Origin of the sequence: Gordonia heveisoli (assembly GCF_030315745.1) — a bacterium.
GTDB lineage: Bacteria > Actinomycetota > Actinomycetes > Mycobacteriales > Mycobacteriaceae > Gordonia.
Window position 1 is genome coordinate 1 of the sequence record NZ_JASXSH010000005.1, and the last position, 21783, is coordinate 21783.

Annotated in this window: 22 protein-coding genes; all 22 read left to right on the forward strand. The window is 67.5% G+C overall.

From position 1 onward, the window contains the following. Nucleotides 1-169: 169 nt before the first annotated feature. The 22 genes from QSJ18_RS05675 to QSJ18_RS05780 all read left to right on the forward strand — a co-directional run bounded on the left by QSJ18_RS05675 (nt 170) and on the right by QSJ18_RS05780 (nt 21783). Nucleotides 170-580, forward strand: coding sequence for a hypothetical protein (locus tag QSJ18_RS05675; protein WP_286325322.1), 411 nt, complete (start codon nt 170-172; stop codon nt 578-580). 268 nt (nt 581-848) lie between these two features. Continuing rightward, on the forward strand, nt 849-1322 hold the full coding sequence (locus QSJ18_RS05680) for an OsmC family protein (RefSeq protein ID WP_286325323.1): 474 nt from the start codon (nt 849-851) through the stop codon (nt 1320-1322). A gap of 79 nt (nt 1323-1401) precedes the next feature. Next, a complete protein-coding gene (locus QSJ18_RS05685; protein WP_286325324.1) occupies nt 1402-1725 on the forward strand; it encodes an acylphosphatase in 324 nt (107 codons plus the stop codon). A 53-nt stretch (nt 1726-1778) separates the two neighbouring features. Then, nucleotides 1779-5390 (forward strand): chromosome segregation protein SMC, encoded by a 3612-nt coding sequence (gene smc / locus QSJ18_RS05690; RefSeq protein WP_286325325.1) that lies wholly within the window; start codon nt 1779-1781, stop codon nt 5388-5390. A gap of 66 nt (nt 5391-5456) precedes the next feature. After that, entirely contained in the window at nt 5457-6986 is a 1530-nt protein-coding gene (ftsY, locus tag QSJ18_RS05695) for a signal recognition particle-docking protein FtsY (RefSeq protein ID WP_286325326.1), read from the forward strand. 243 nt (nt 6987-7229) lie between these two features. Continuing rightward, nucleotides 7230-8561, forward strand: a complete 1332-nt coding sequence (locus QSJ18_RS05700) for an ammonium transporter (RefSeq protein WP_286325327.1) — start codon at nt 7230-7232, stop codon at nt 8559-8561. A 49-nt stretch (nt 8562-8610) separates the two neighbouring features. Beyond that, entirely contained in the window at nt 8611-8949 is a 339-nt protein-coding gene (locus QSJ18_RS05705) for a P-II family nitrogen regulator (protein ID WP_004572306.1), read from the forward strand. An 8-nt stretch (nt 8950-8957) separates the two neighbouring features. After that, nucleotides 8958-11573, forward strand: coding sequence for a [protein-PII] uridylyltransferase (locus QSJ18_RS05710; protein WP_286325334.1), 2616 nt, complete (start codon nt 8958-8960; stop codon nt 11571-11573). A gap of 22 nt (nt 11574-11595) precedes the next feature. After that, nucleotides 11596-13167 carry a signal recognition particle protein gene (gene ffh, locus QSJ18_RS05715; RefSeq protein ID WP_286325335.1) on the forward strand — a complete coding sequence of 524 codons (1572 nt, stop codon included), beginning with the start codon at nt 11596-11598 and terminating at the stop codon, nt 13165-13167. A gap of 17 nt (nt 13168-13184) precedes the next feature. Further along, nucleotides 13185-14255: an amidohydrolase family protein gene (locus QSJ18_RS05720; RefSeq protein WP_286325336.1), complete on the forward strand. Its 1071-nt coding sequence runs from the start codon at nt 13185-13187 to the stop codon at nt 14253-14255. Nucleotides 14256-14749: 494 nt separating this feature from the next. After that, nucleotides 14750-15214 (forward strand): 30S ribosomal protein S16, encoded by a 465-nt coding sequence (gene rpsP, locus QSJ18_RS05725; RefSeq protein WP_286325337.1) that lies wholly within the window; start codon nt 14750-14752, stop codon nt 15212-15214. Beyond that, the gene (locus QSJ18_RS05730; RefSeq protein WP_286325338.1) at nt 15211-15453 is read left to right on the forward strand and encodes an RNA-binding protein; all 243 of its coding nucleotides are present in this window, start codon (nt 15211-15213) and stop codon (nt 15451-15453) included. Before rpsP ends, QSJ18_RS05730 begins: the two co-directional genes overlap by 4 nt. Before the next feature lie 23 nt (nt 15454-15476). Further along, nucleotides 15477-15995, forward strand: a complete 519-nt coding sequence (gene rimM / locus QSJ18_RS05735; protein WP_286325339.1) for a ribosome maturation factor RimM — start codon at nt 15477-15479, stop codon at nt 15993-15995. 1 nt (nt 15996) lies between these two features. Next, nucleotides 15997-16698 (forward strand): tRNA (guanosine(37)-N1)-methyltransferase TrmD, encoded by a 702-nt coding sequence (gene trmD / locus QSJ18_RS05740; protein WP_286325340.1) that lies wholly within the window; start codon nt 15997-15999, stop codon nt 16696-16698. Between the two features lie 167 nt (nt 16699-16865). Then, nucleotides 16866-17213 carry a YbaB/EbfC family nucleoid-associated protein gene (locus tag QSJ18_RS05745; RefSeq protein ID WP_286325341.1) on the forward strand — a complete coding sequence of 116 codons (348 nt, stop codon included), beginning with the start codon at nt 16866-16868 and terminating at the stop codon, nt 17211-17213. After that, on the forward strand, nt 17206-17526 hold the full coding sequence (locus QSJ18_RS05750; protein WP_286325342.1) for a hypothetical protein: 321 nt from the start codon (nt 17206-17208) through the stop codon (nt 17524-17526). Before QSJ18_RS05745 ends, QSJ18_RS05750 begins: the two co-directional genes overlap by 8 nt. Before the next feature lie 62 nt (nt 17527-17588). Then, nucleotides 17589-18545 carry a hypothetical protein gene (locus QSJ18_RS05755; protein WP_286325343.1) on the forward strand — a complete coding sequence of 319 codons (957 nt, stop codon included), beginning with the start codon at nt 17589-17591 and terminating at the stop codon, nt 18543-18545. Between the two features lie 203 nt (nt 18546-18748). Beyond that, nucleotides 18749-19090 carry a 50S ribosomal protein L19 gene (gene rplS, locus QSJ18_RS05760; RefSeq protein ID WP_286325344.1) on the forward strand — a complete coding sequence of 114 codons (342 nt, stop codon included), beginning with the start codon at nt 18749-18751 and terminating at the stop codon, nt 19088-19090. Between the two features lie 252 nt (nt 19091-19342). Beyond that, the gene (gene lepB, locus QSJ18_RS05765; protein WP_462476001.1) at nt 19343-20221 is read left to right on the forward strand and encodes a signal peptidase I; all 879 of its coding nucleotides are present in this window, start codon (nt 19343-19345) and stop codon (nt 20219-20221) included. A gap of 29 nt (nt 20222-20250) precedes the next feature. Next, entirely contained in the window at nt 20251-20943 is a 693-nt protein-coding gene (locus tag QSJ18_RS05770; RefSeq protein ID WP_286325346.1) for a ribonuclease HII, read from the forward strand. Further along, nucleotides 20940-21251 carry a DUF2469 domain-containing protein gene (locus QSJ18_RS05775; RefSeq protein ID WP_286325347.1) on the forward strand — a complete coding sequence of 104 codons (312 nt, stop codon included), beginning with the start codon at nt 20940-20942 and terminating at the stop codon, nt 21249-21251. The genes QSJ18_RS05770 and QSJ18_RS05775 overlap by 4 nt, the downstream gene beginning before the upstream one ends. Nucleotides 21252-21369: 118 nt before the next feature. Further along, nucleotides 21370-21783: a YraN family protein gene (locus QSJ18_RS05780; protein WP_286325348.1), complete on the forward strand. Its 414-nt coding sequence runs from the start codon at nt 21370-21372 to the stop codon at nt 21781-21783.

The following is a 21783-nucleotide window of genomic DNA, read 5'->3' on the forward strand; positions in this document are numbered from 1 at the left end:
TTGAGTAGCCCGCCACCAGAAACTTGGCGTCAGTACCGGCCACGGCAGAATGCCCGCACGCACCCCGAATCAGGACGAGCATCCTGGCCGACGGTGCCGATCGCGAGTAGCGTCCCAACCGAGTCGGGCCCGACGAGAACCGTGAGGTTTCGCCATGAGGTATAAGGCCATGAGGTATAAGACCGCCGCCCTCGCGATGAGCGCCGTTGCCGCGTTCCTAATCGCTCCCGGCACCGCATCCGCAGCCACGATCGTGCCGTTCCAGATCGAACCGGCGATGTACGGCAATCCCAACGGGAGTTTCGACGTCCCGCCGGTCCGGTGCGGCGTCGAAGTGGGTAAGACGCGCGGCGTCGCCACCGTCACCGGACTGATGCGCCAACGGTGGGGTTGCTTGCCGTACTTGTGGATTCGGTGGGTGAATCTTTCGAATGGGAGGACGGGGACGGCGAAGATGTCGTCGGGCCTCAACGGCATTCCGGCCGAGGCCATTCTGCGCACCGACGTCGGACAAGTGATGCTCACGCTCGATGTGCGGTCACCGATGACGCCCGGTGTCGCGGTGGTGTGGGTTCCCTGAAAGCAGCGAGGACCACACATTCCCGCACCCGATGCGTCGGCCCTAACGAGGTCGATCAGGGTCCGCCGGCACGGCCGGTCCGTGCGCCGTGAGTCGTCACTGAATCGCAGTACATACTGATGTCCGCGCACTGACGCCGACGCGCCGGAAGAACTCCGGGCGCCCCGGCGTTCGACTGACCATGCGCGTGCGCACGCACGCCGACCACGATCAGCACCACCACGCGATCGCCCGACGATCGCGACACGACGAGAGGATGCGGCAGCAGATGACGACCGAAGCGAAAACCACCGAAGCAAGAACCGAGGCCGCGGCCGAGGCCGCCGACAAGCCGCACACCGAGCTGTGGGTGCAGCGGACCGGCACGCGGCGCTACACCGGGCACAGCTCGCGTGGGGCGCAGGTACTGGTCGGCTCCGAGGACGTCGCCGGAGTGTTCACCCCCGGCGAGCTGCTCAAGATCGCGTTGGCCGCCTGCACCGGCATGTCGTCGGACCGACCGCTGTCGCGCCGACTCGGCGACGACTATGACGCCACCATCCGGGTCAGCGGCGCCGCTGACCGCGGCAACGAGGTCTACCCGAAGCTGTCGGAGGTCCTCGAGGTCGACCTGTCCGAACTCGACGCCGACGCCGCGCAGCGGCTGCTCGTCGTGGTCGAGCGGGCCATCGACGCGGTGTGCACCGTCGGCCGCACCATCAAAGCCGGCGCCGAGGTGGACCTGCGCATCGACACCGAATAACTCCAACCTCGGTACATCGTTCGGCGGGTTGTATCCCATCTACGCGCTCGGCACCGCGGCGCCGGGCACACTGGACGCCATGCCCGACAAGCCCGTGCACCTCCATCCCGACGATCAGCCCGACCCCGACCAGCAGGTGCGGCTGATCGCCCACGTCCACGGCCGGGTGCAGGGTGTCGGATTCCGCTGGTGGACACGGTCACGCGCGCTGGAACTGGGGCTGGAGGGCTATGCGTCCAACCAGCCCGACGGGCGGGTACTGGTCGTCGCCGAAGGTGCGCGCAGAGCCGTGGCGGACCTGCTGACGGCGCTGCGATCCGGGCAGACACCGGGCCGGGTCGACCTCATCGTCGACCGGCTCGACCTGCCGCGCGGCGATCTCACCGGATTTTCCGAGCGGTGACCTGGCCGTGTGTGCGCAGATAACCATCACGATGGTGAGTAGTCTGTAGCGTCGTGCACCTCAAAAGCCTGACCCTGAAGGGCTTCAAGTCGTTCGCCTCCGCGACGACCCTGCGCTTCGAGCCGGGCATCACCTGTGTGGTGGGTCCGAACGGCTCGGGGAAATCCAACGTCGTCGACGCGCTGACCTGGGTGATGGGTGAGCAAGGCGCCAAAGCGCTGCGCGGCGGCAAGATGCAGGACGTCATCTTCGCGGGCACCTCCGGACGCGCGCCGCTGGGTCGCGCCGAGGTGACCCTCACCATCGACAACAGCGACGGCGCGCTGCCCATCGAATACTCCGAGGTCTCCGTCACCCGCCGGATGTTCCGGGACGGTGCGGGCGAATACGAGATCAACGGGAGCTCCTGCCGCCTGATGGACGTGCAGGAACTGCTCTCCGATTCCGGTATCGGCCGCGAAATGCATGTGATTGTCGGTCAGGGCAGGCTCGCGGCGATCCTGGAGTCGCGCCCCGAAGATCGTCGAGCCTTCATCGAAGAAGCCGCGGGCGTGCTCAAACACCGCAAACGCAAAGAGAAGGCCGTCCGCAAACTCGACGCGATGCAGGCCAACCTCGCCCGGCTCACCGACCTCACCGGCGAACTTCGCCGCCAGCTAAAACCACTCGGTCGGCAGGCCGAGGTGGCACGCCGCGCCCAGACCGTGCAGGCCGACCTGCGCGACGCCCGCCTGCGCCTGGCTGCCGACGACCTCGTCATCCGCCGCACCGAGATGGCCGAACACAGTGCCGTCGAAGACGCCGTGCGCCAGCAGCAGGACGAGGTGACCGCCGCCCTCGACCAGGTATCGGCGCAGGTCGCCGAACACGAAAGCCAACTCGCCGAGGTGACCCCCGCGGCATCGGCCGCCGGACAGGCCTGGTTCCGGTTGTCGGCGCTCGCCGAACGGGTCGACGCCACCTGCCGGGTCGCCAACGAACGCAGTCGCTACCTGTCCGAACCCACCGCCGAATCCAGCGGGCCCGACCCCGAAGAACTCGAAGAACAGGCCCTCGAAGCTGCTGAACTCGAAGCCGAACTCGGCGAAGGTGTCGCGATCGCCGCCGAACAGCTCGAGGTCAGCCGGGAAGAACTGGCCGAACGCGAATCGGTCGCCGGCCAGGCCGAGGCCGCCCACCTGGCCGCGGTGCGCGCCATCGCCGACCGTCGCGAGGGCCTGGCCCGACTGGAAGGCCAGGTCGACAACCTGCGCACCCGCGCCGAATCGGTGGACGCCGAGGCAGCCCGGCTCACCGCCGCGATCGGCGCGGCCACCGAACGCGCCGAACGCGCCCAGACCGAACAGGACTCGGCCGCCGGATCCCTCGCCGAACTCGAAGCCGCCGAGAAAGCCCTCGACGAACACCACGAACGCAGCGTCACTGCGCTGAACCTGTCCAACGAACGGGTCGCGACCCTACAGGCGCAGCAGCGGGAGACCGAACAGTCCATCGCCTCGCTCACCGCCCGTATCGAGGCGCTGGCCATCGGACTCGAACGCAACGACGGCGGGGCGTGGTTGCTGGCCAACGCCGCCGACGGCCTGCTCGCCCCGATGACCGAACTGATCACCGTCGATGCCGGTTACGAGACCGCGATCGCCGGTGCACTGGGACCGGCCGCCGATGCCATCGCCACCGTCGACGACCTCGCCGCGATCCGCGCGTTGCACGCCCTCAAATCCGGCGACGGCGGTCGGGCGGCACTGATCTGCGGTGGCCTGTCCGCCACGGCGGTCCCACGCATCGTCGACCTGCCCGCCGGGGTGCGCTGGGCGTCGTCGGTCGTGTCATGCCCGGAATCGGTCCGCGGCGCGGTCGACGTGCTGCTCGCCGACACCATCCTCGTCGACGATCCGCAACAGGGCCTGGACCTGGCCCGCAGCCATCGGCTGCTGGCGGTCACCCGTGACGGCGACCGGATCGGCGCGGCCGCCATCGTGGGTGGATCGTCGCATCGGCCGTCGACGCTGGAGGTGCAGTCGGCCATCGACGCCGCCACCGCCGACCTCGCCACTGCACACCGCCGCGCGGAGGAGATCGCGGCCGCCCTCGACGGTGCCCTCACCGAACAGCGGCAGCGTCAGGAATCCGCCGAAGAGGCACTCGCCGCACTACACGAATCGGACGCAAATGTCGGCGGCGCCTACGAACTGATGGCGCGTCTCGGGCAGGAGATCCGGTCGGCGGCATCAGAAGGCGACCGTCTCAACCGGCAGCGCGCACAGGCCGAGGCAGGCCGCTCGGAAACCCTCGCCAAACTCGACGAACTGCAGGACCGGCTGCGGCACGCCCGCGACGAGACCGATATCGAGAACCCCGAGTCCGGTATCGACGACACCGACCGGTCTCGCGCGGCCGAGGCGGTGGCCGCCGCCCGCGGCGTCGAGATTAAAGCCCGTCTCGCCCTGCGCACCGCCGAGGAACGGTTGGCGTCGGTGCGCGGCAAATCCGACTCGCTGCGCCGCGCTGCCCAGCGTGAACGCGATGCCCGCGAACGCGCCCGCCGCCAGGACATGGTGCGCCGGCACTCGGCTGCGGTGGCCGCAGCCGTGGCCACCGCCGGTGCGGGCGTTTCCGAACGCCTCGTGTCAGCGGTAGCGACCGCCCAGGCCGGCCGCGACGAACTCGAACAGATCCGCGCCGAACGGACCGCCACCCTCGACGCGCTCAAGGCGCAGGCCGCCGACCTCACCGCGCGTCTGAACACCCTGCGCGACTCGGTCCACCGCGACGAGATGGCCCGCGCCCAGGCGGCGCTGCGCATCGAACAGCTCGAGGAACAAGTGCTGGAGACCTTCGCGATGGCCCCCGACGATTTGATCGCCGAATACGGCCCCGACGTCCCCATGCCGCCGTCGGCGCTGGAGGTCCAGGAATATGAGGACGCCAAGGCGCGTGGCGATCAGGTCGTCGCACCCGCACCGATGCCCTACGACCGGGCCGCGCAGGAAGCCCGCGCGAAGCGGGCGCAGAAGGACCTCAACACCCTCGGCAAGGTCAACCCGCTCGCACTCGAGGAGTTCGCGGCCCTGGAGGAACGCTACAACTTCCTGTCGGCGCAGCTCGAAGACGTCAAGGCCGCCCGCAAGGATCTGCTCGACGTCGTCGAAGATGTCGACGCGCGCATCCTGCAGGTGTTCACCGAGGCCTACGCCGACGTCGAGCGGGAATTCGTGCAGGTGTTCTCCACCCTGTTCCCGGGCGGCGAGGGCCGACTGATCCTGACCGACCCCAGCGACGTGCTGACCACCGGCATCGAGGTCGAGGCCCGGCCGCCGGGCAAGAAGGTCAAACGACTGTCGCTGCTGTCGGGTGGCGAGAAGTCGCTGACCGCGGTCGCGATGCTGGTCGCCATCTTCCGTGCCCGGCCCTCACCCTTCTATGTGATGGACGAGGTCGAGGCGGCGCTCGACGACACCAACCTGCGCCGCCTGATCAGCCTGTTCGAGCAGTTGCGGGAGAAGTCTCAGCTGATCGTCATCACACACCAGAAGCCGACGATGGAGGTCGCGGACGCCCTGTACGGCGTCAGCATGCGCGGCGACGGCATCACCACCGTCATCTCACAGCGGCTGCGCGGCGTCGACATCCCGGTGACCACCGGCCCAACCGCCACGGACTGACCATTCCGGCCGGGTAGCGTCCGCGCGGTCCGGTCATCTATTCACGAGAAGAACAGGAACCCCACTGTGGACACCGGAATCATCATCGGCATCGTCGTCGCGGTGGTCGTGCTCATCGCGATCATCACGCTGGGCCTGGTGCTGGCCCGACGGCGACGGATCTCCCTGGGCCCGATCGCGGGCGAGGAGACCACGCCGACCGAGGTGACCGACGGCAGCAAACGTCAGGTCGACCGGTCCGGCGGATACAAGTCGGGATCCGGGTTCACCTTCAGTCAGGGCGCCACCGGCGCCGACCTCGCCGAACGGCCCGAAGCGCCGAAGGCTGAAGCACCCACCACCGAAACGCCCAAAACCGAGGTTCCGGAGGTGGTTTCGCCGAAGGTCGACGCGCCGACGGAGGTCACGGAAACCACCGATCGCGAGACTGCCGAGCCTGAGACCGCTGAGCCTGAGACCGCTGAGCCGGAGACCGCTGAGCCTGAGACCGCTGAGCCGGAAGCTGTTGAGTCGGAAGTTGCGGCACCCGAAGCCCCCGAGACTGCCGAGCCCGAGACCGCCGAGCCCGAGACCGCCGAGCCCGAAGCTGTGGCGACGGAGGTCGTGGAGGAAACCCCCGAACTCGTCGTCCCCGACGACGCGTCGGCCGTCTCCGCGCCCGCTGCACTCGACGAGATCGCCCCGACCGCCGGTCGGCTCGGCCGGCTGCGCGGACGGCTGTCACGGTCGCAGGGGGCGATCGGCAAGAGCGTGCTCGGTCTGCTCGGTGCCGGCGACCTCGACGAGGACAGCTGGGAGGAGATCGAGGACACCCTGGTGATGGCCGATCTGGGTACTGCGACCACCGCCGCCGTCGTCGACCGCCTGCGCGAAGAACTGGCCACCAGCCCGGTGCGCACCGCGGAGCAGGCGCGCGCACTGTTGAAGAAGGTGCTCGTCGAGCAGTTGCACCCCGAATTCGACCGGTCGGTGAAGGCGTTGCCGCACGCCGGACGTCCCGCGGTGATCCTGGTCGTCGGCGTCAACGGCACCGGCAAGACCACCACCACCGGCAAACTGGCCCGTGTGCTCGTCGCCGACGGTCGTCGGGTGCTGCTCGGCGCCGCCGACACCTTCCGGGCCGCCGCCGCCGATCAGCTGCAGACCTGGGGTGAACGCGTCGGCGCCGAGATCGTGCGCGGCAAGGAACAGGCCGATCCGGCCGCGGTCGCCTTCGATGCCGTCGATCGTGGCATCGACGCCGGGGTCGACGTCGTCATGATCGACACCGCCGGACGCCTGCACACCAAAACCGGTCTGATGGACGAACTGGGCAAGGTCAAACGTGTCGTGGAGAAGAAGGCGCCGGTGGACGAGGTACTGCTCGTCCTGGACTCCACGGTGGGGCAGAACGGGCTGGCGCAGGCCCGGGTGTTCGCCGAGGTCGTCGACATCACCGGGGTGGTGCTCACGAAGCTCGACGGGACCGCCAAGGGCGGCATCGTGTTCCACGTACAGAAGGAACTCGGTGTGCCGGTGAAGCTGGTCGGTCTGGGGGAGGGGGCCGACGACTTGGCCCCATTCGAACCCGAGGCGTTCGTCGACGCGCTCCTCTGATCGGCCCTCGGCGGTGGTTCCAGAGTGGTCGACCGGGATCAGCGACCGCTAATCCGGCTCACAATTGTTCGGCGAACCTGAGAGACCGCCGTCGATGCTGACCTGGACCGTTACGTTCAGGAAATAGAAACCGGTCGTTGGTTCACATTCTCGAAACACCAAGGCACCACCACGGAAACCCAGTGCCGCGACTCTCTTTGGAGGCGCCGAGCCGTCGGCGCAACCCCCGAGGAGGTTCGAACAGTGGTTTTGGCGCTGCCAGAAAGTGCTTTCGGCACATTCGACACGGGCGACACCGCATTCATGATCCTGTGCGCAGCACTGGTTCTGCTGATGACGCCCGGTCTGGCTTTCTTCTACGGCGGACTCGCCCGCGGCAAGTCCGTCCTGAACATGATGATGATGTCCTTCGGTTCGCTGGCGACAGTGAGCGTGATCTACGTGCTGTGGGGCTTCTCGATGTCCTTCAGCGACGGCATCACCGGTGACAGTGACATCGCGGGCATCTTCGCGAATCCGTTCTCGCTGTTCGGTTCCGGTCAGCTGACCGACACCGCCGGCGACAACGTCGTGACCGGCGGACTCAGCATCCCGTCGATCGTGTTCCTCGGCTTCCAGCTGACCTTCGCGGTCATCACCGTTGCGCTGATCTCGGGTGCATTGGCCGAACGTGTGAAGTTCTCCACCTGGCTGGTCTTCACCGTGCTGTGGACGACGATCGTCTACTTCCCGCTCGCCCATATGGTGTGGGGCGGCGGCATCATGTCGAAGAACGAGGACGGCTTTGCCGCGTGGATCTTCGGTACCGAGGACGTCGACGGCGTGGCCGTCGCCAAGGTCGCACCGATCGACTTCGCCGGTGGCACCGTGGTTCACATCAACGCCGGTATCGCCGCACTCGTCCTGGTGCTCATCATCGGTAAGCGTGCCGGTTTCGGTCGTACCGCCTACCGTCCGCACAACATCCCGTTCGTCATGCTCGGCGCGGCACTGCTGTGGTTCGGCTGGTTCGGCTTCAACGCAGGCTCGGAGCTGGCCGCAGATATGACCGCAGGCCTGGTCTGGGTCAACACCACCGCCGCCACCGCGGCCGCGATCATCGGCTGGCTCGCCGTGGAAATCATCCGCGACAAGCACGCCACCAGCGTGGGTGCGGCCTCGGGTATCGTCGCCGGCCTGGTCGCCATCACCCCGGCTTGTGGCGCGCTGACCCCCGTCGGCTCGCTCATCCTGGGTCTGATCGCCGGTGTACTGGCCGCGCTGGCCATCGGCCTGAAGAACAAGTTCGGCTACGACGATTCGCTCGACGTCGTCGGCGTGCACTTCGTCGCCGGTCTCTGGGGCACCGTCGGAATCGGCTTCCTGGCCAAGGACACCGGCCTGTTCTGGGGCGGCGACTACAAGCAGCTCGTGGTCCAGTGTGTGATCGCAGCATTCGCTGTGGCCTTCACCGCAGCGCTCACCGCGATCATCGCCTTCGCACTCAAGCCGCTGGGTTGGCGCGTCAGTGACGAGGACGAGAAGCGCGGCATCGATGAGACGCAACATGCGGAGACGGCGTATGAACCGGCATGATGCCCGCAGAATTCACGACTACGCTGACATCCATGGAGAGGGATGACTCATGAAGCTGATCACCGCAATTGTCAAGCCGTTCACGCTCGAAGACGTCAAGGCAGGCCTGGAACAGGCCGGCATCCTGGGTATGACCGTCAGTGAGGTCCAGGGATACGGCCGGCAGAAGGGCCACACCGAGGTCTACCGCGGCGCCGAGTATTCGGTCGATTTCGTGCCGAAGGTTCGGGTGGAGGTCGTCGTCGACGATGCCGCCGTGGACAAGGTCGTCGACGTGATCGTCGAGGCGGCACGCACCGGCAAGATCGGTGACGGAAAGGTGTGGGTCTCGCCGGTGGAGTCGGTGGTCCGGGTTCGCACCGGTGAGCGCGGCGGCGACGCACTGTAAGTCGGCCCGTGCCCTTTCTCAACACGACACACGGCCCCGCGTCCGACGACGAGTCGGGTGCGGGGCCGCGTTCTCCTTCCATTCCCGAAACCCCGGTCGCGGCAACCGACCTGGCGAAAACAAGGCGCCAGCTCGCCAACACCGAGAACTCGGGCAAACTCGATGCCGCCGCCCTGCGGCAGGTACTCGTCGATCTGCACGAGTTCTGGCTGACGAGTAAAGGTGCCGAACTCGGCATCAAGGCCGACAGCGGATTCGCGATCGTCGCGGTCGGCGGTCTCGGACGCGGTGAGATGCTGCCGCATTCCGATCTCGATCTGATCCTGTTGCACGACGACCTGCCGCCGGAACGGGTATCCGAGGTGGCCGACGGGTTGTGGTATCCGCTGTGGGACGCCAACATTCCGCTCGACCACAGCGTGCGGACGGTCCCGCAGGCACTGCAGGTGGCCGGCGAGGACCTGACCGCGGCCCTGGGCCTGCTCGAAGCTCGGCACATCGCCGGCGACGAAGACCTGTCCGCCCTGCTGATCGGCGGGGTCCGGCAGCAGTGGCGCAACGACATCCGCAATCGGTTCAGCGGCGTCGTCGAACACGCCCAGGATCGGTGGCGGCGAGCCGGCGACATCGCCCATCGGGCCGAACCCGACCTCAAGAACGGCCGTGGCGGTCTGCGGGATGTGCAGCTGCTCGGTGCGCTCGCGATCGCTCAGCTCACCGACGGTATGGCGAGCTTGCGCCCGGATTCTCCGGGAGCCGGTCCGCAACTGGCGTACCGCCGATTGCTGGACATCCGTACCGAATTGCATCGCATCGCCGGCCGGCCGCGGGAACAGGTCCGTGCCCAGGATGCCGATGAGATCGGTGCGGCATTGCGCATCGGGGACCGTTTCGATCTGGCGCGGGTCATCAGTGACTCGGCGCGCACCATCAGCTACTCCATCGACGTCGGATTGCGCACCGCCGGAAACGCATTGCCGCGACGCGGACTCGCCAAGCTGCGACGCTCACCGATCCGTCGTCCGCTCGACGAGGGCGTGGTCGAGCACAACGGTGAGATCGTGTTGGCGCGCAGCGCGATTCCGAGTAAGGATCCGGGACTGATCCTGCGGGTGGCGTCGGCGTCGGCGCGGACCGGGTTGCCGATCAGTGCGTCGACGCTGAGCCGGCTGGCCGACTATGCGCCCGAACTGCGGGAACCCTGGCCGGCCGAGGCGCTCAGTGATCTGCTGGTGCTGCTGGGCTCGGGGCATCACATGGTCGATCCGATCGAGGCGCTCGACCGGACCGGCCTGTGGGGTCGCCTGCTGCCGGAATGGGGTGCGGTCCGCGATCTGCCGCCACGTGATGCGATCCACATGTGGACCGTCGACCGGCATCTGGTGGAGGCCGCCTCCTTCGCCGGCGCGATGACCACCCGGGTGTCACGACCGGACCTATTGGTGCTCGGCGCTCTCATCCACGACCTCGGTAAGGGGCGCGGCGCCGACCACAGCATCGTCGGCGCGGAGCTGGCGGTCCAGGTGGGTAACCGGTTCGGGCTGTGGCCGCAGGATGTGCAGGTGCTCTCGGAGATGGTCCGCCATCACCTGTTGCTGCCGACCGTCGCCACCCGTCGCGACCTCGACGACCCGGCCACCGCCGAACATGTGGTGACCACCCTCGGCGGCAACCGGCTCCTGCTGGAACTGCTCGCCGCGCTGGCGGAGGCCGACTCGCGGGCGACCGGACCGGGGGTGTGGGGGGACTGGAAGTCGTCGCTGATCACCGAACTCGTCCGGCGTGCGATGCGGCTGATGGACGGCGACGAACTACCCGCGCCCGAACCGCTCACCCCCGAGCAGATCGAACTCGCCCACTCGGCGGAGTTCGCGGTGCGCATGACACCGGGGCAAGGGCACACCATCACGATCACGATGGTCGCGCCAGATCAGCCGGGTCTGCTGTCGAAGATGGCAGGTGTGTTGGCGCTCAACGGGATTCGTTCGCATGCGGCCACCGTGCAGAGTCTGGATGGTCGGGCGGTGAACACCTTCGCCGCCATTCCGCTGTTCGGCAGTCCGCCCGAGGCCGGTCTGATCCGCCAGCAACTGATGGCCGCGGTGGCGGGCAAGATCGACGTGCTCGCCCGGATCGAGACCCGCGACCGGGAATCGCCGATCCCGACCATCGGCACTGTCTCGGCATCGCCGGGCACCATCCTCGGTGGCGGTGCGTCGGCCGGCAGCACCGATCCCGCCGTCGACGGTGCCGGGCATCCGAAGAACGCGGTACCGGCACTGTTCGCGGTGGCCCCGCCGCGCGCCGAGTGGATCGACACACCCGGCGGGGAGGTGCTCCTCGAACTGCGCACCGACGATCGGATCGGCCTGCTGAGCCGGGTAACCGCCGTCCTCGAGGCGCACGGTGCCGACGTCCGGTGGGCGAAACTTGCCACCCTGGGCGCCACCGCGGTCGACACCTTCAACCTCACGTTGACCGAGGACACCCCCGATGTCCGTCAGCGTCTGGTGGACGCTGTCGTCGCCGCCTGTCCGCCACCGCAGCCGCGGTCCGAGGACGACGGGGAGGACGGGCCGAGCAGCTTCGGCGGTACCGGACGGTCCGGCGTGCCGATCAGTTAGCGATGCATGGGAGGATGGGTGAATGTTCGATTCCCTCTCCGACCGGTTGACCGGTGCTCTGAAGGATCTGCGCGGCAAGGGACGTCTGTCCGACGCCGACATCGACCGCACCTGCCGCGAGATCCGGTTGGCGCTACTCGAAGCCGACGTCTCGTTGCCGGTGGTTCGTGCGTTCATCGCACGGATCAAGGAGCGGGCCAAGGGCACGGAGGTGTCCGGTGCCCTGAATCCGGCCCAGCAGGTCGTCAAGATCGTCAACGAGGAACTCATCGCGATCCTCGGCGGCGAGACCCGGCGCGTGCAGTTCGCCAAGACTCCGCCGACGGTCATCATGCTGGCCGGCCTGCAGGGTGCCGGTAAGACGACTCTGGCGGGCAAGCTCGGTAACTGGCTCAAGGCGCAGGGGCACACCCCGCTGCTGATCGCCTGTGACCTGCAGCGTCCCGGCGCCGTGTCGCAGCTGCAGATCGTCGGCGAACGCGCGGGCGTGCCGGTCTTCGCGCCGCATCCGGGAACGAGTGTCGGCGGCGACGGCGTGCTCGGCGTCTCCTCCGGCGATCCGGTCGCGGTGGCGTTGGCAGGTGTCGAAGAGGCGCGCGCCAAGCAGTACGACGTCGTCGTCATCGACACCGCGGGCCGACTCGGCATCGACGAGGAACTGATGCGTCAGGCCTCCGACATCCGGACCGCGACCAACCCCGACGAGGTGCTGTTCGTCGTCGACGCGATGATCGGCCAAGACGCCGTGTCGACGGCCGAGGCCTTCGCCGCGGGTGTCGACTTCACCGGCGTGGTGCTCACCAAGCTCGACGGTGACGCGCGCGGTGGCGCCGCCCTGTCGGTGCGCGAGGTGACCGGCCGGCCGATCATGTTCGCGTCGTCGGGCGAGAAGCTGGAGGACTTCGACGTCTTCCACCCCGACCGCATGTCCAGCCGCATCCTCGGGATGGGCGACGTACTCAGCCTCATCGAGCAGGCCGAACAGCATTGGGACGCCGAGCAGGCCGAGGCCGCGGCCGCCAAGATCACCCAGGGTGAGCTGACGCTGGAGGACTTCCTCGACCAGATGCTGATGATCCGCAAGATGGGTCCGATCGGCAACATCCTCGGCATGCTGCCGGGTGCGGGACAGATGAAGGACGCACTCGCGCAGGTCGACGACAAGCAACTCGACCGGGTGCAGGCGATCATCCGCGGTATGACCCCGGCCGAACGTGACAACCCGAAGATCATCAACGCCTCGCGTCGTTTGCGTATCGCCAACGGTTCGGGCGTGACGGTCAGCGAGGTCAACCAACTCGTCGACCGGTTCTTCGACGCCCGCAAGATGATGGCGCAGATGTCGGGCCGTATGGGTCTGGGTGGCATGAACCGCAAGAACAACCGTAAGAAGGGCGCCAAGGGCAAGAAGGGGAAGGGTCGTGGACGCGGACCCACCCCGCCGAAGATGCGCGGGGGCTTCCCCGGCATGCCCGGTGGGATGCCTGCCGGTTTCCCCGACCTGTCGTCGATGCCGCCCGGGCTGGACCAGTTGCCCCCGGGCCTGGAGGGCATCGACGTCTCGCAGTTCCAGCAGCCGAAGAAGAACAAGTAGCGAAAGGGCGGTCGGCGGTGGCGCGGCATTATCGCGGTCGTGACCCGTTCGGGGACGAGCAGATCGAGTTCTGGGTCGTCGACGGACATATCACCTACCAACCGGTGGCCGACGCCGAGACCGCGTGCGCGGACGGCTGGATCATCCCGGGTCTGGTCGATGCACACAATCACGTCGGCATCGCCCCGGGTCTGGGTGTCACCATCGAACAGGCGCGTGCCTTCGCCCGCGCCGACGCCCAGGCCGGGGCGCTACTGATCCGTGAGGTCGGTTCGCCGCTGGACACCCACCCGCTCGACGCCGACCCCGTCGGTCCGCGGTTCGTCCGGGCCGGCAAACACATCGCCCGACCCAAGCGCTACCTGCGTGACTACGGGATCGAACTCGACGATCCCGACGACCTCGCCGCCGAGGTGGCCCGCCAGGCGCAGGCCGGTGACGGCTGGGTCAAGATCGTCGGGGACTGGATCGACCGGGGTGTAGGGGATCTCGCACCGCTGTGGACGCGGGGACAGCTCGAGGCCGCGGTGGCCGCAGCGCATGCACACGGTGCGCGCATCACCGCACATGTCTTCGGTGCAGATGCGTTGCCGGACATCATTTCCGCCGGGTTCGACGCGATCGAGCATGGCACCGGGCTCGATGAGGATCAGATCGATGCGATGGTCGCCGCCGACATCGCGCTGATTCCGACCCTGGTTCAGCTGGAGAATTTTCCCGGGATCGCCGCGGGGGCCGATCGGTTTCCCGCCTACCGGGCGACGATGCTCGCGCTGTACGAGGGCAGGCATCAGGTATTCGCCGCGGCGCGGGAGGCCGGGGTGCGGATCTATGTAGGCACCGACGCCGGCGGCTTCGTCGAACATGGCCGGATCGTCGACGAGGTCGAGATGCTGACCGAGATCGGAATGTCGCCGCTGGAGTCGCTCGCCGCGGCGAGTACCCGCGCCCGCGAATGGCTGGGGGCCGACGTGTTGGCCGACGGTGCGCGCGCCGACTTCCTGGTGCTCGACGCGGACCCGGGCAAGGATTTGCGTACTCTACGCCATCCTCGTCAGGTGGTGTGCGCGGGCGAACACATCCGCTGAGGTCAGCGCCGGGTGCGGCCCGTGAGTGTGACCAAGGCCACCCACTCAGGTCTGGTCGCGCTTCTTTACTGGGCGGTAATGTAGCAGCAGCGTTGCAAAGTGAACTCGTTCTGGGTTCGCTTCACTGAAGTCCGGTGTGCTCACACCCGACATGCGGTTTGTCGGACCGGCCGACAGGCGCACGCGGAAACGATGGGGGAGACGTCGTCCGCAAGCGTCCAGCCCTGTCTGCGTCGGTGAGACTGGTGCATCGCGTCGGGGTTCGTCGGCATGTGGTCGCCTTTCGCGGGGTAGGCGGCCACATGCCCGGCGACGACCACTCATCATCGGGATTTCCGATTCCTCCGACTGATCTGGCAGAATGGCGTGCTGGTTCGCCGGTGCCGGTTACGCACCGCCCGGCGGTCACACCATCAAGAGCGTGAAACCGGGCCCGTCACACCGGGCGGGCCGCTGAATCGCGCAGTGACCATATGAGAGAGAAGCAGTAGCACATGGCTGTCAAGATCAAGCTCACCCGTCTCGGCAAGATCCGTAACCCGCAGTACCGCATCGTCGTCGCCGACGCTCGGACCCGCCGTAACGGCCGGGTGATCGAGACCATCGGCAAGTACCACCCGAAGGAAGAGCCCTCCCTGATCGAGGTCGACTCCGAGCGCGCGCAGTACTGGCTGGGTGTCGGCGCACAGCCGACCGAGCCCGTCGCCGCCATCCTCAAGGTGACCGGTGACTGGCAGAAGTTCAAGGGCCTGCCGGGCGCCGAGGGCACCCTGAAGACCAAGGAAGCCAAGCCGTCCAAGCTGGACCTGTTCAACGCCGCGCTCGCCGCCGCCGAGAACGAGCCGGTCGCCGCGGCCACCACCCCGAAGAAGAAGGCCGCCAAGAAGGACGACGCCCCCGCCGCCGATGAGGCTGCCGCAGAGGCTCCGGCCGAGGCGCCCGCCGAGGGCGACGCGTGAGTGCCGTTGTCGCTGACGCCGTCGAGCACCTGGTGCGCGGCATCGTCGCCAACCCGGACGACGTCCGGGTCGACCTCGTCACCGGTCGCCGTGGGCGCCTGGTCGAGGTGCATGTCAGTCCTGAGGATCTCGGCAAGGTGATCGGCCGCAACGGCCGCACCGCGACCGCCCTGCGCACCCTCGTCACCGGTATCGGTGGCAAGGGCATGCGTGTCGACATCGTCGACACCGACCGCTGACCGGCGCACCCGAAGATCGCCGTATGGATCTCGTCATCGGCCGTGTGGTCAAAGCGCACGGCATCCGTGGTGAGGTCGTCGTCGATATCCGTACCGACGATCCCGAACTCCGTTTCGCCACCGGAACCACCTTGCGTGGCCGGCTGGCGCGGGGTGCGGGCGACAAAGAGTTCACTGTGACAGCCGCCCGGCCACACGCCGGGCGGCTGTTGCTGTCGCTGGCGCAGGTCTCCGACCGGGCCGGAGCGGATGCATTGCGCGGCACCCTGTTTCTCATCGATGCCGCCGACGTCAGCTCCGCCGACGACCCCGACGAGTTCTACGACCATGAACTCGAAGGTGTGCCGGTGACGACGGTCGCCGGCGCGGAGGTCGGTGTGGTCGAGTCGGTCCTGCATCTGCCCGGTGGCGAGCTGCTGGCTGTGCGCACCCCCGACGGCCGTGAGGTGCTGATCCCGTTCGTGCGGGAGATCGTGCCGACCGTCTCCACCGAGGTCATCGTCATCGATCCGCCGGACGGCCTGCTCGACGAGGTGAGCTGACGTGCGGATCGACATCGTCTCGATCTTCGGTGAGTATCTGGATCCGCTGCGGGTTGCGTTGCTGGGCAAGGCGATCGACGCCGGTCGGATCAGCATCGGCGTCCACGACCTGCGGGAGTGGACTCACGATGTCCACCGCAGTGTCGACGATTCCCCCTACGGCGGCGGCCCGGGCATGGTGATGAAGCCCGACGTCTGGGGTCCGTGTCTGGACGAGGTGTGTCCCGACGAAGCGCTTCTCGTCGTCCCCACGCCGGCCGGCGTGCCGTTCACCCAGGCGACCGCGATTCGCTGGAGCGCCGAAGATCACCTGGTCTTCGCCTGCGGCCGGTACGAGGGTATCGACCAGCGGGTGTTCGACGACGCGTCGCGTCGGGTTCGCGTCGAAGAGGTGTCGCTGGGCGACTTCGTGCTCATCGGCGGCGAGGTCGCGACCATGGCGATGATCGAGGCCACCGTGCGGTTGCTACCCGGTGTTCTTGGCAATCCCCGGTCGCACCAAGAAGATTCATTCTCCGACGGACTGCTGGAAGGTCCGAGCTACACGCGTCCGGAAACCTGGCGGGATCTGTCGGTACCGCCCGTCCTGCTGTCGGGTAATCATGCGGCGATCGCGGCCTGGCGTCGTGAACAGTCGCTGGAACGCACCCGTCTGCGTCGGCCCGACCTCCTGGATGCCTTCGATTCCGACACCGACGCCTAGTTCACGATGCGTCGGTTAACGGGCGGTGCGTTGCCCCGCCGATCGAGTACGCCGAGGCCTCGGCGCAGCGGCTGAACCTCGGGAGCGGCGACTGTGCATGAGCACAAACCAGATTCGCGGGCGAGGGGATACCATCAGTCCCTAGTCAAGCTAAGGGGTGGGACCAGTTGGCAGCTGAGCGATTCGCGGCGATGCTCGACGAACTCGACCGGCAACGCGCCGAGTTGAAACGGGCGCAGGAGCGCCTCGCGGATCTGACCGCGCGAGCAGTCAGCGCCGATCGTCTGGTATCGGTGACCGTCAACTCCCGTGGCCTCCTGGTGGATCTGCAGATCGCTCCCGCGGCGTTACGGCGTTATCGCAGTGAACAATTGGCGTCGTCCATCACCGGTCTGGTCGTCGAGGCCGACGCCACTCTCGCCGCCAAGCGGACAGAGCTGCTGTCGGCTGCCGCGGTGTCCGGTCCCGGTCTTGCCGACATTCGCACCGAGTTGGAGCGTGACGTCGATGCCTGAGCGAATGCACCATGATCCCGAAGAGTCGGTGGTCCTGAACCGGCGCCTGTCCGAGGTGGGCATCGAGTTGGCCACCATGCGCGAGGCGGTGACCGACATCATCGTCGATCTGGATTCGGCCATCGGGGTGGGTGCCGCCGCCGACGCATTCCGGCGAGGATTCGTCGGGCTCTCGTCGAGTGCGCAGGAGTCCCTGGAGGGCATCGATGTCGAGTTGATCGACGCCACCCGCGCCATCTATCGAGCCGACGTCGTCCTCACCGACACCGACATCGAGCTCGGCCGTAACCTCGACGGGTTCGGCCGACCGTGACGGCCGCCGCTCCGACGCCGGGTGAATCTGCTTGGAACGCACGAGCATTCGCTGAGAGTTTGGTGCCTTCCTGTTGGCCGAGCGCCGACGTCGCCGCCCTGGAGGACTGCGGGCGGCGCTGTCGTGAACTCGCCGCCACGATCGCCGGACTCGGTGAACGTCTCGATCGGGTGCGAGCCGACCATATCGGTGTGGGCGAGTTTCGCGATCGCCTCGACGCCAGACTGCGCACGCTGGGTGTCTCGACGGTAGACGGTTTGCCTGCCGTCGCCGCACGTCTGCGCGCGATGGCCACCGCGGTCGACGACTATGCGCGGCTCGCGGCCGATACCGAATGGGAGATGACTGCGGTCGCGGCGCTCGCCGATCGCGAGATCCGCCGGGGTGAGGTGATGGCCGCGCTCGGTGACGACTCGGCCCGGGTGCTCGCGGCCAGCACCGGACGCCTCGCGCTGACCGCGGCCGGGGAGGAATTCGCCGACCGTGCCGAAACCGCGGGCGCCGTCGACTCCCAGCCACCGTCGTCCTATCCGGGAGCCGGCAATGGCGCGATGATGTCGATGGGAGCGCTCGGAGGTGGCATGGTCGGGGTGGCCGACGGCGCGTCGGGGCGCGGGGTCACGTCGTCATCCGAGGATGTGACGGAGCGGCGCGCGAAGCTCGACGGTGAGGAACTGTGGTGGTTGCGCCGGCGGGCCGAACAGGTTCGGGCCGGCGTCGACGCCGGAATCGTCGGATGGCTGCGCACCGCGGTCGGGATCGGCTGGACGCCGACCGGCAGGCGGGTCGTCGTGGTGGCGACCAATGACCCGCAGCCCTATCAGCGTCGGGGCATGGTGCTGGCCGACGATGAGGCGCTGACCGCCGACGGCGGGCCGCCGGAGCTCGCGATCATCGCCCATCTGGCCGCCGACGGGGTGACGCCACGTGCCGTTGCCAGTGCCGACGAGATGGCTTCCGGGATCGTCGCCGCTCTGCGGGCCCGCGACGTCGAGGTCGTCGCACCGAATGTGGGGTGACCGGCGATTTCGCTGCCTGGGGGTCCGTCTGGCACAATAGTCGGGTTGCTTGGCGATGACGTCCCACCTGGGATTTTCATCGCCGGCGCCACAATGACTCGGAGTATGAACCGGTCGAACCCTGCACGCACGCCGATGCCTCGGCCACGCGGTGGGCCGCCAGGTTCCTCTGCTCGACGTTCACCAGACAAGGATCACGACAGATGAACACCCTCGACTTCCTCGACCAGAAATCGCTCCGCGACGACATCCCCGCCTTTGCGCCCGGTGACACCCTTGACGTCCACGTCAAGGTCATCGAGGGCAGCAAGGAGCGTGTCCAGGTGTTCAAGGGCGTCGTGATCCGTCGCCAGGGTGGCGGCATCCGCGAGACCTTCACCGTGCGTAAGGTCTCGTTCGGTGTCGGCGTCGAGCGCACCTTCCCGGTGCACAGCCCGAACATCGCCAAGGTCGACGTCCTGACCCGCGGTGACGTCCGTCGCGCGAAGCTGTACTACCTGCGCGACCTGCGCGGCAAGGCTGCCAAGATCAAGGAGAAGCGCTGATTGTTGCGCTCACCAGCGACTTTCTCGCTGGTTGAGACACGGCGCCATGTTCTGGCCGGGTTACCGGCGGCAGACTTTCACCACCCGATGCGACTCCGGTCGCATCGGGTGGTGTCGTTTGAGGCCGGATCGGGGTGCGCTGCGGGGAAATCGATCGGCGGCGACTAATCTGACGTCGTGGCCGACACTCAGGGATTCGACGACAACGACGGCACCCAGACCGGGGGTGGAGCCGATGCTGGCGACCAGACGATGCCGCTGTCGCGGCATGTGTCCGACGACGCGGGCACGGGGGACCCAAGCCGGCCCGCCGAGTCGGCCGAGGCACGCGAGCCGCGTCATTTCGAGGCCGCGGATGCCGACGACGCCGACGAGGAGGCTCGTCCGTGGCGATTGAAGACCGACACCGACGACGAGAAGCCGCGGAAGCGGGGTTCGTTCCTGCGTGAGCTCGTCATCATCGTCGGCTGCGTTCTCCTGCTGACCTGGGTCCTGCAGACCTTCATCGCCCGCCAGTACGTGATCCCGTCGGAGTCGATGGAGAACACCCTGCACGGCTGTACCGGATGCACCAACGACCGCATTGTCATCGACAAGCTCGTATATCGATTCCATGATCCCGAGCCCGGCGACGTCGTCGTGTTCAAGGCTCCGACCGAATCGTGGATGGGCGACTGGAATTCCCCGCGGTCGACCAACCCGGTCGTGCGTGGATTCCAGGAAGGGCTGTCGTGGTTCGGGTTCGCGCCGCCGAACGAGAACAACCTCGTCAAGCGGGTGATCGCGACCGGCGGGCAGACCGTCGAGTGCCATAACGCCGAAGGTGTCGGTGTGAAGGTCGACGGCAAGGTGCTCGACGAGCCCTACATCGACCAGGACCTGCAGCGTGCGAATACGGGCGGACAGCAGCCCCCGCCGTGCCTCGGCGACGACTTCGGTCCGATCAAGGTGCCCGCGGGTCATGTCTGGGTGATGGGCGACAACCGGCTCAACTCCGCGGATTCGCGATTCCACATCGAGGACGAATATCAGGGGACCGTCCCGGTCGACGACATCCGCGGCAAGGTTCGCTTCATCATCTATCCGTTCTCGCGGATCGGTGGGGTGGACGCGGTCAACCCGCAGAACTGAGTCCGGCACAGGTGAGTAGGAGAGCAGCGATGACGTCGACTCGCTGGCCGCCGCGATCGCCCGTACGACGGGCGGCGTCCCTGCGTACCTACGAATTCGCCCTGCACCGGCAGGGGCTGGGTCCGGTGGCCGGGGTCGACGAAGCCGGTCGGGGGGCGTGTGCGGGGCCGCTGGTCGTCGCCGCATGCGTGCTGAAACCGACCCAGCTGTCGTCGCTGGCGGACCTCGACGACTCCAAGCGGCTCACCGAACGTGCGCGCGAGACGCTGTACCGTGCCGTGACCCGCTACGCACAGAGCTGGAGTGCGGTCATCATCGACGCCGCCGAGATCGACCGCATCGGCATCCACGTCGCGAACATCGAAGGTATGCGGCGGGCGGTGGCCGCTCTCGACGTCGCACCGGGATACGTGCTGTCCGACGGCTTCGCGGTGCCCGGTCTGACCGCGCCGTCGTTGCCGGTGATCGGGGGAGACGGCTCGGCGGCCTGCATCGCCGCGGCGAGCATCATCGCGAAGGTCACCCGTGATCGCATCATGGTGGCGTTGGACGACTCGTTGCCCGGCTATGACTTCGCCGTCCACAAGGGGTACAGCACCGCCCATCACATGGCATGCATCGACGTGTCGGGGCCGTCGGCCGAGCATCGGATGTCCTACCGGAACGTTGCCGCCCGTGTGGTTTCGAGCAACCGGATGAACAACGATAGGCTGACAGGATGAGTGCTGAGGATCTCGAGAAGTACGAAACCGAGATGGAACTCTCCCTGTACCGCGAGTACAAGGACATTGTCGGCCAGTTCACCTACGTGGTGGAGACCGAGCGGCGCTTCTACCTCGCCAACGCGGTGGACATGGTCCCGCGTAACACCGACGGTGAGGTCTACTTCGAACTGCGGATGAGCGACGCCTGGGTGTGGGATATGTACCGGCCGGCACGGTTCGTCAAACAGGTGCGGGTCGTCACCTTCAAGGATGTCAACATCGAGGAACTGGAGAAGCCGGAACTCCGGTTACCCGACGAGCCCTGACGGTAGCGACCGGACTTCCATCGTCACGCGCTCCACATCGCGATATTCATCCACAGATCGGCGCCCACGCCGGTCGTGAGCGGCAGATGTAGCGCTCCGGTCGTCGATCCTGGAGCGCATGACACATGATGCTGCGTCGCCGTCGCCCACCCCGCGAGCGGATCGTCGGGGCCGGATCGGCCGGTTGGGTGAGGATCTGGCCGTCGAATTCGTCACCGCCCGAGGATGGTCGGTGCTCGCCCGTAACTGGCGCACCCGCTACGGCGAACTGGATCTGATCGCGGCCGACGGTGCGGTTCTGGTGTTCGTGGAGGTGAAGACTCGGGCCAGTCGGGTCTTCGGGGACCCGGCGGAGGCGGTGACACCGGAGAAGTTGTCGCGTATGCACCGGTTGGCTCGCTCCTGGCTGGCCGAGCAGGAGCATGAGTACACCCAGATCCGATTCGACGTGATCGGCGTGCGGCTCGATCCACGGGACCCGCTCGATGTGGCGATGGCCGACGTCCGGCATCATCCCGGCGTCTTCCTGTGA

Excerpts from the sequence above, each read along its gene's own strand:
- QSJ18_RS05780 (WP_286325348.1), top strand. The coding sequence starts at position 21,370 with ATGACACATGATGCTGCGTCGCCGTCGCCCACCCCGCGAGCGGATCGT.
- QSJ18_RS05675 (WP_286325322.1), top strand. The coding sequence starts at position 170 with ATGAGGTATAAGACCGCCGCCCTCGCGATGAGCGCCGTTGCCGCGTTC.
- QSJ18_RS05685 (WP_286325324.1), top strand. The coding sequence starts at position 1,402 with ATGCCCGACAAGCCCGTGCACCTCCATCCCGACGATCAGCCCGACCCC.
- QSJ18_RS05775 (WP_286325347.1), top strand. The coding sequence starts at position 20,940 with ATGAGTGCTGAGGATCTCGAGAAGTACGAAACCGAGATGGAACTCTCC.
- rplS (WP_286325344.1), top strand. The coding sequence starts at position 18,749 with ATGAACACCCTCGACTTCCTCGACCAGAAATCGCTCCGCGACGACATC.
- QSJ18_RS05705 (WP_004572306.1), top strand. The coding sequence starts at position 8,611 with ATGAAGCTGATCACCGCAATTGTCAAGCCGTTCACGCTCGAAGACGTC.
- QSJ18_RS05770 (WP_286325346.1), top strand. The coding sequence starts at position 20,251 with ATGACGTCGACTCGCTGGCCGCCGCGATCGCCCGTACGACGGGCGGCG.
- QSJ18_RS05750 (WP_286325342.1), top strand. The coding sequence starts at position 17,206 with ATGCCTGAGCGAATGCACCATGATCCCGAAGAGTCGGTGGTCCTGAAC.
- lepB (WP_462476001.1), top strand. The coding sequence starts at position 19,343 with ATGCCGCTGTCGCGGCATGTGTCCGACGACGCGGGCACGGGGGACCCA.
- ffh (WP_286325335.1), top strand. The coding sequence starts at position 11,596 with ATGTTCGATTCCCTCTCCGACCGGTTGACCGGTGCTCTGAAGGATCTG.
- rpsP (WP_286325337.1), top strand. The coding sequence starts at position 14,750 with ATGGCTGTCAAGATCAAGCTCACCCGTCTCGGCAAGATCCGTAACCCG.
- QSJ18_RS05680 (WP_286325323.1), top strand. The coding sequence starts at position 849 with ATGACGACCGAAGCGAAAACCACCGAAGCAAGAACCGAGGCCGCGGCC.
- rimM (WP_286325339.1), top strand. The coding sequence starts at position 15,477 with ATGGATCTCGTCATCGGCCGTGTGGTCAAAGCGCACGGCATCCGTGGT.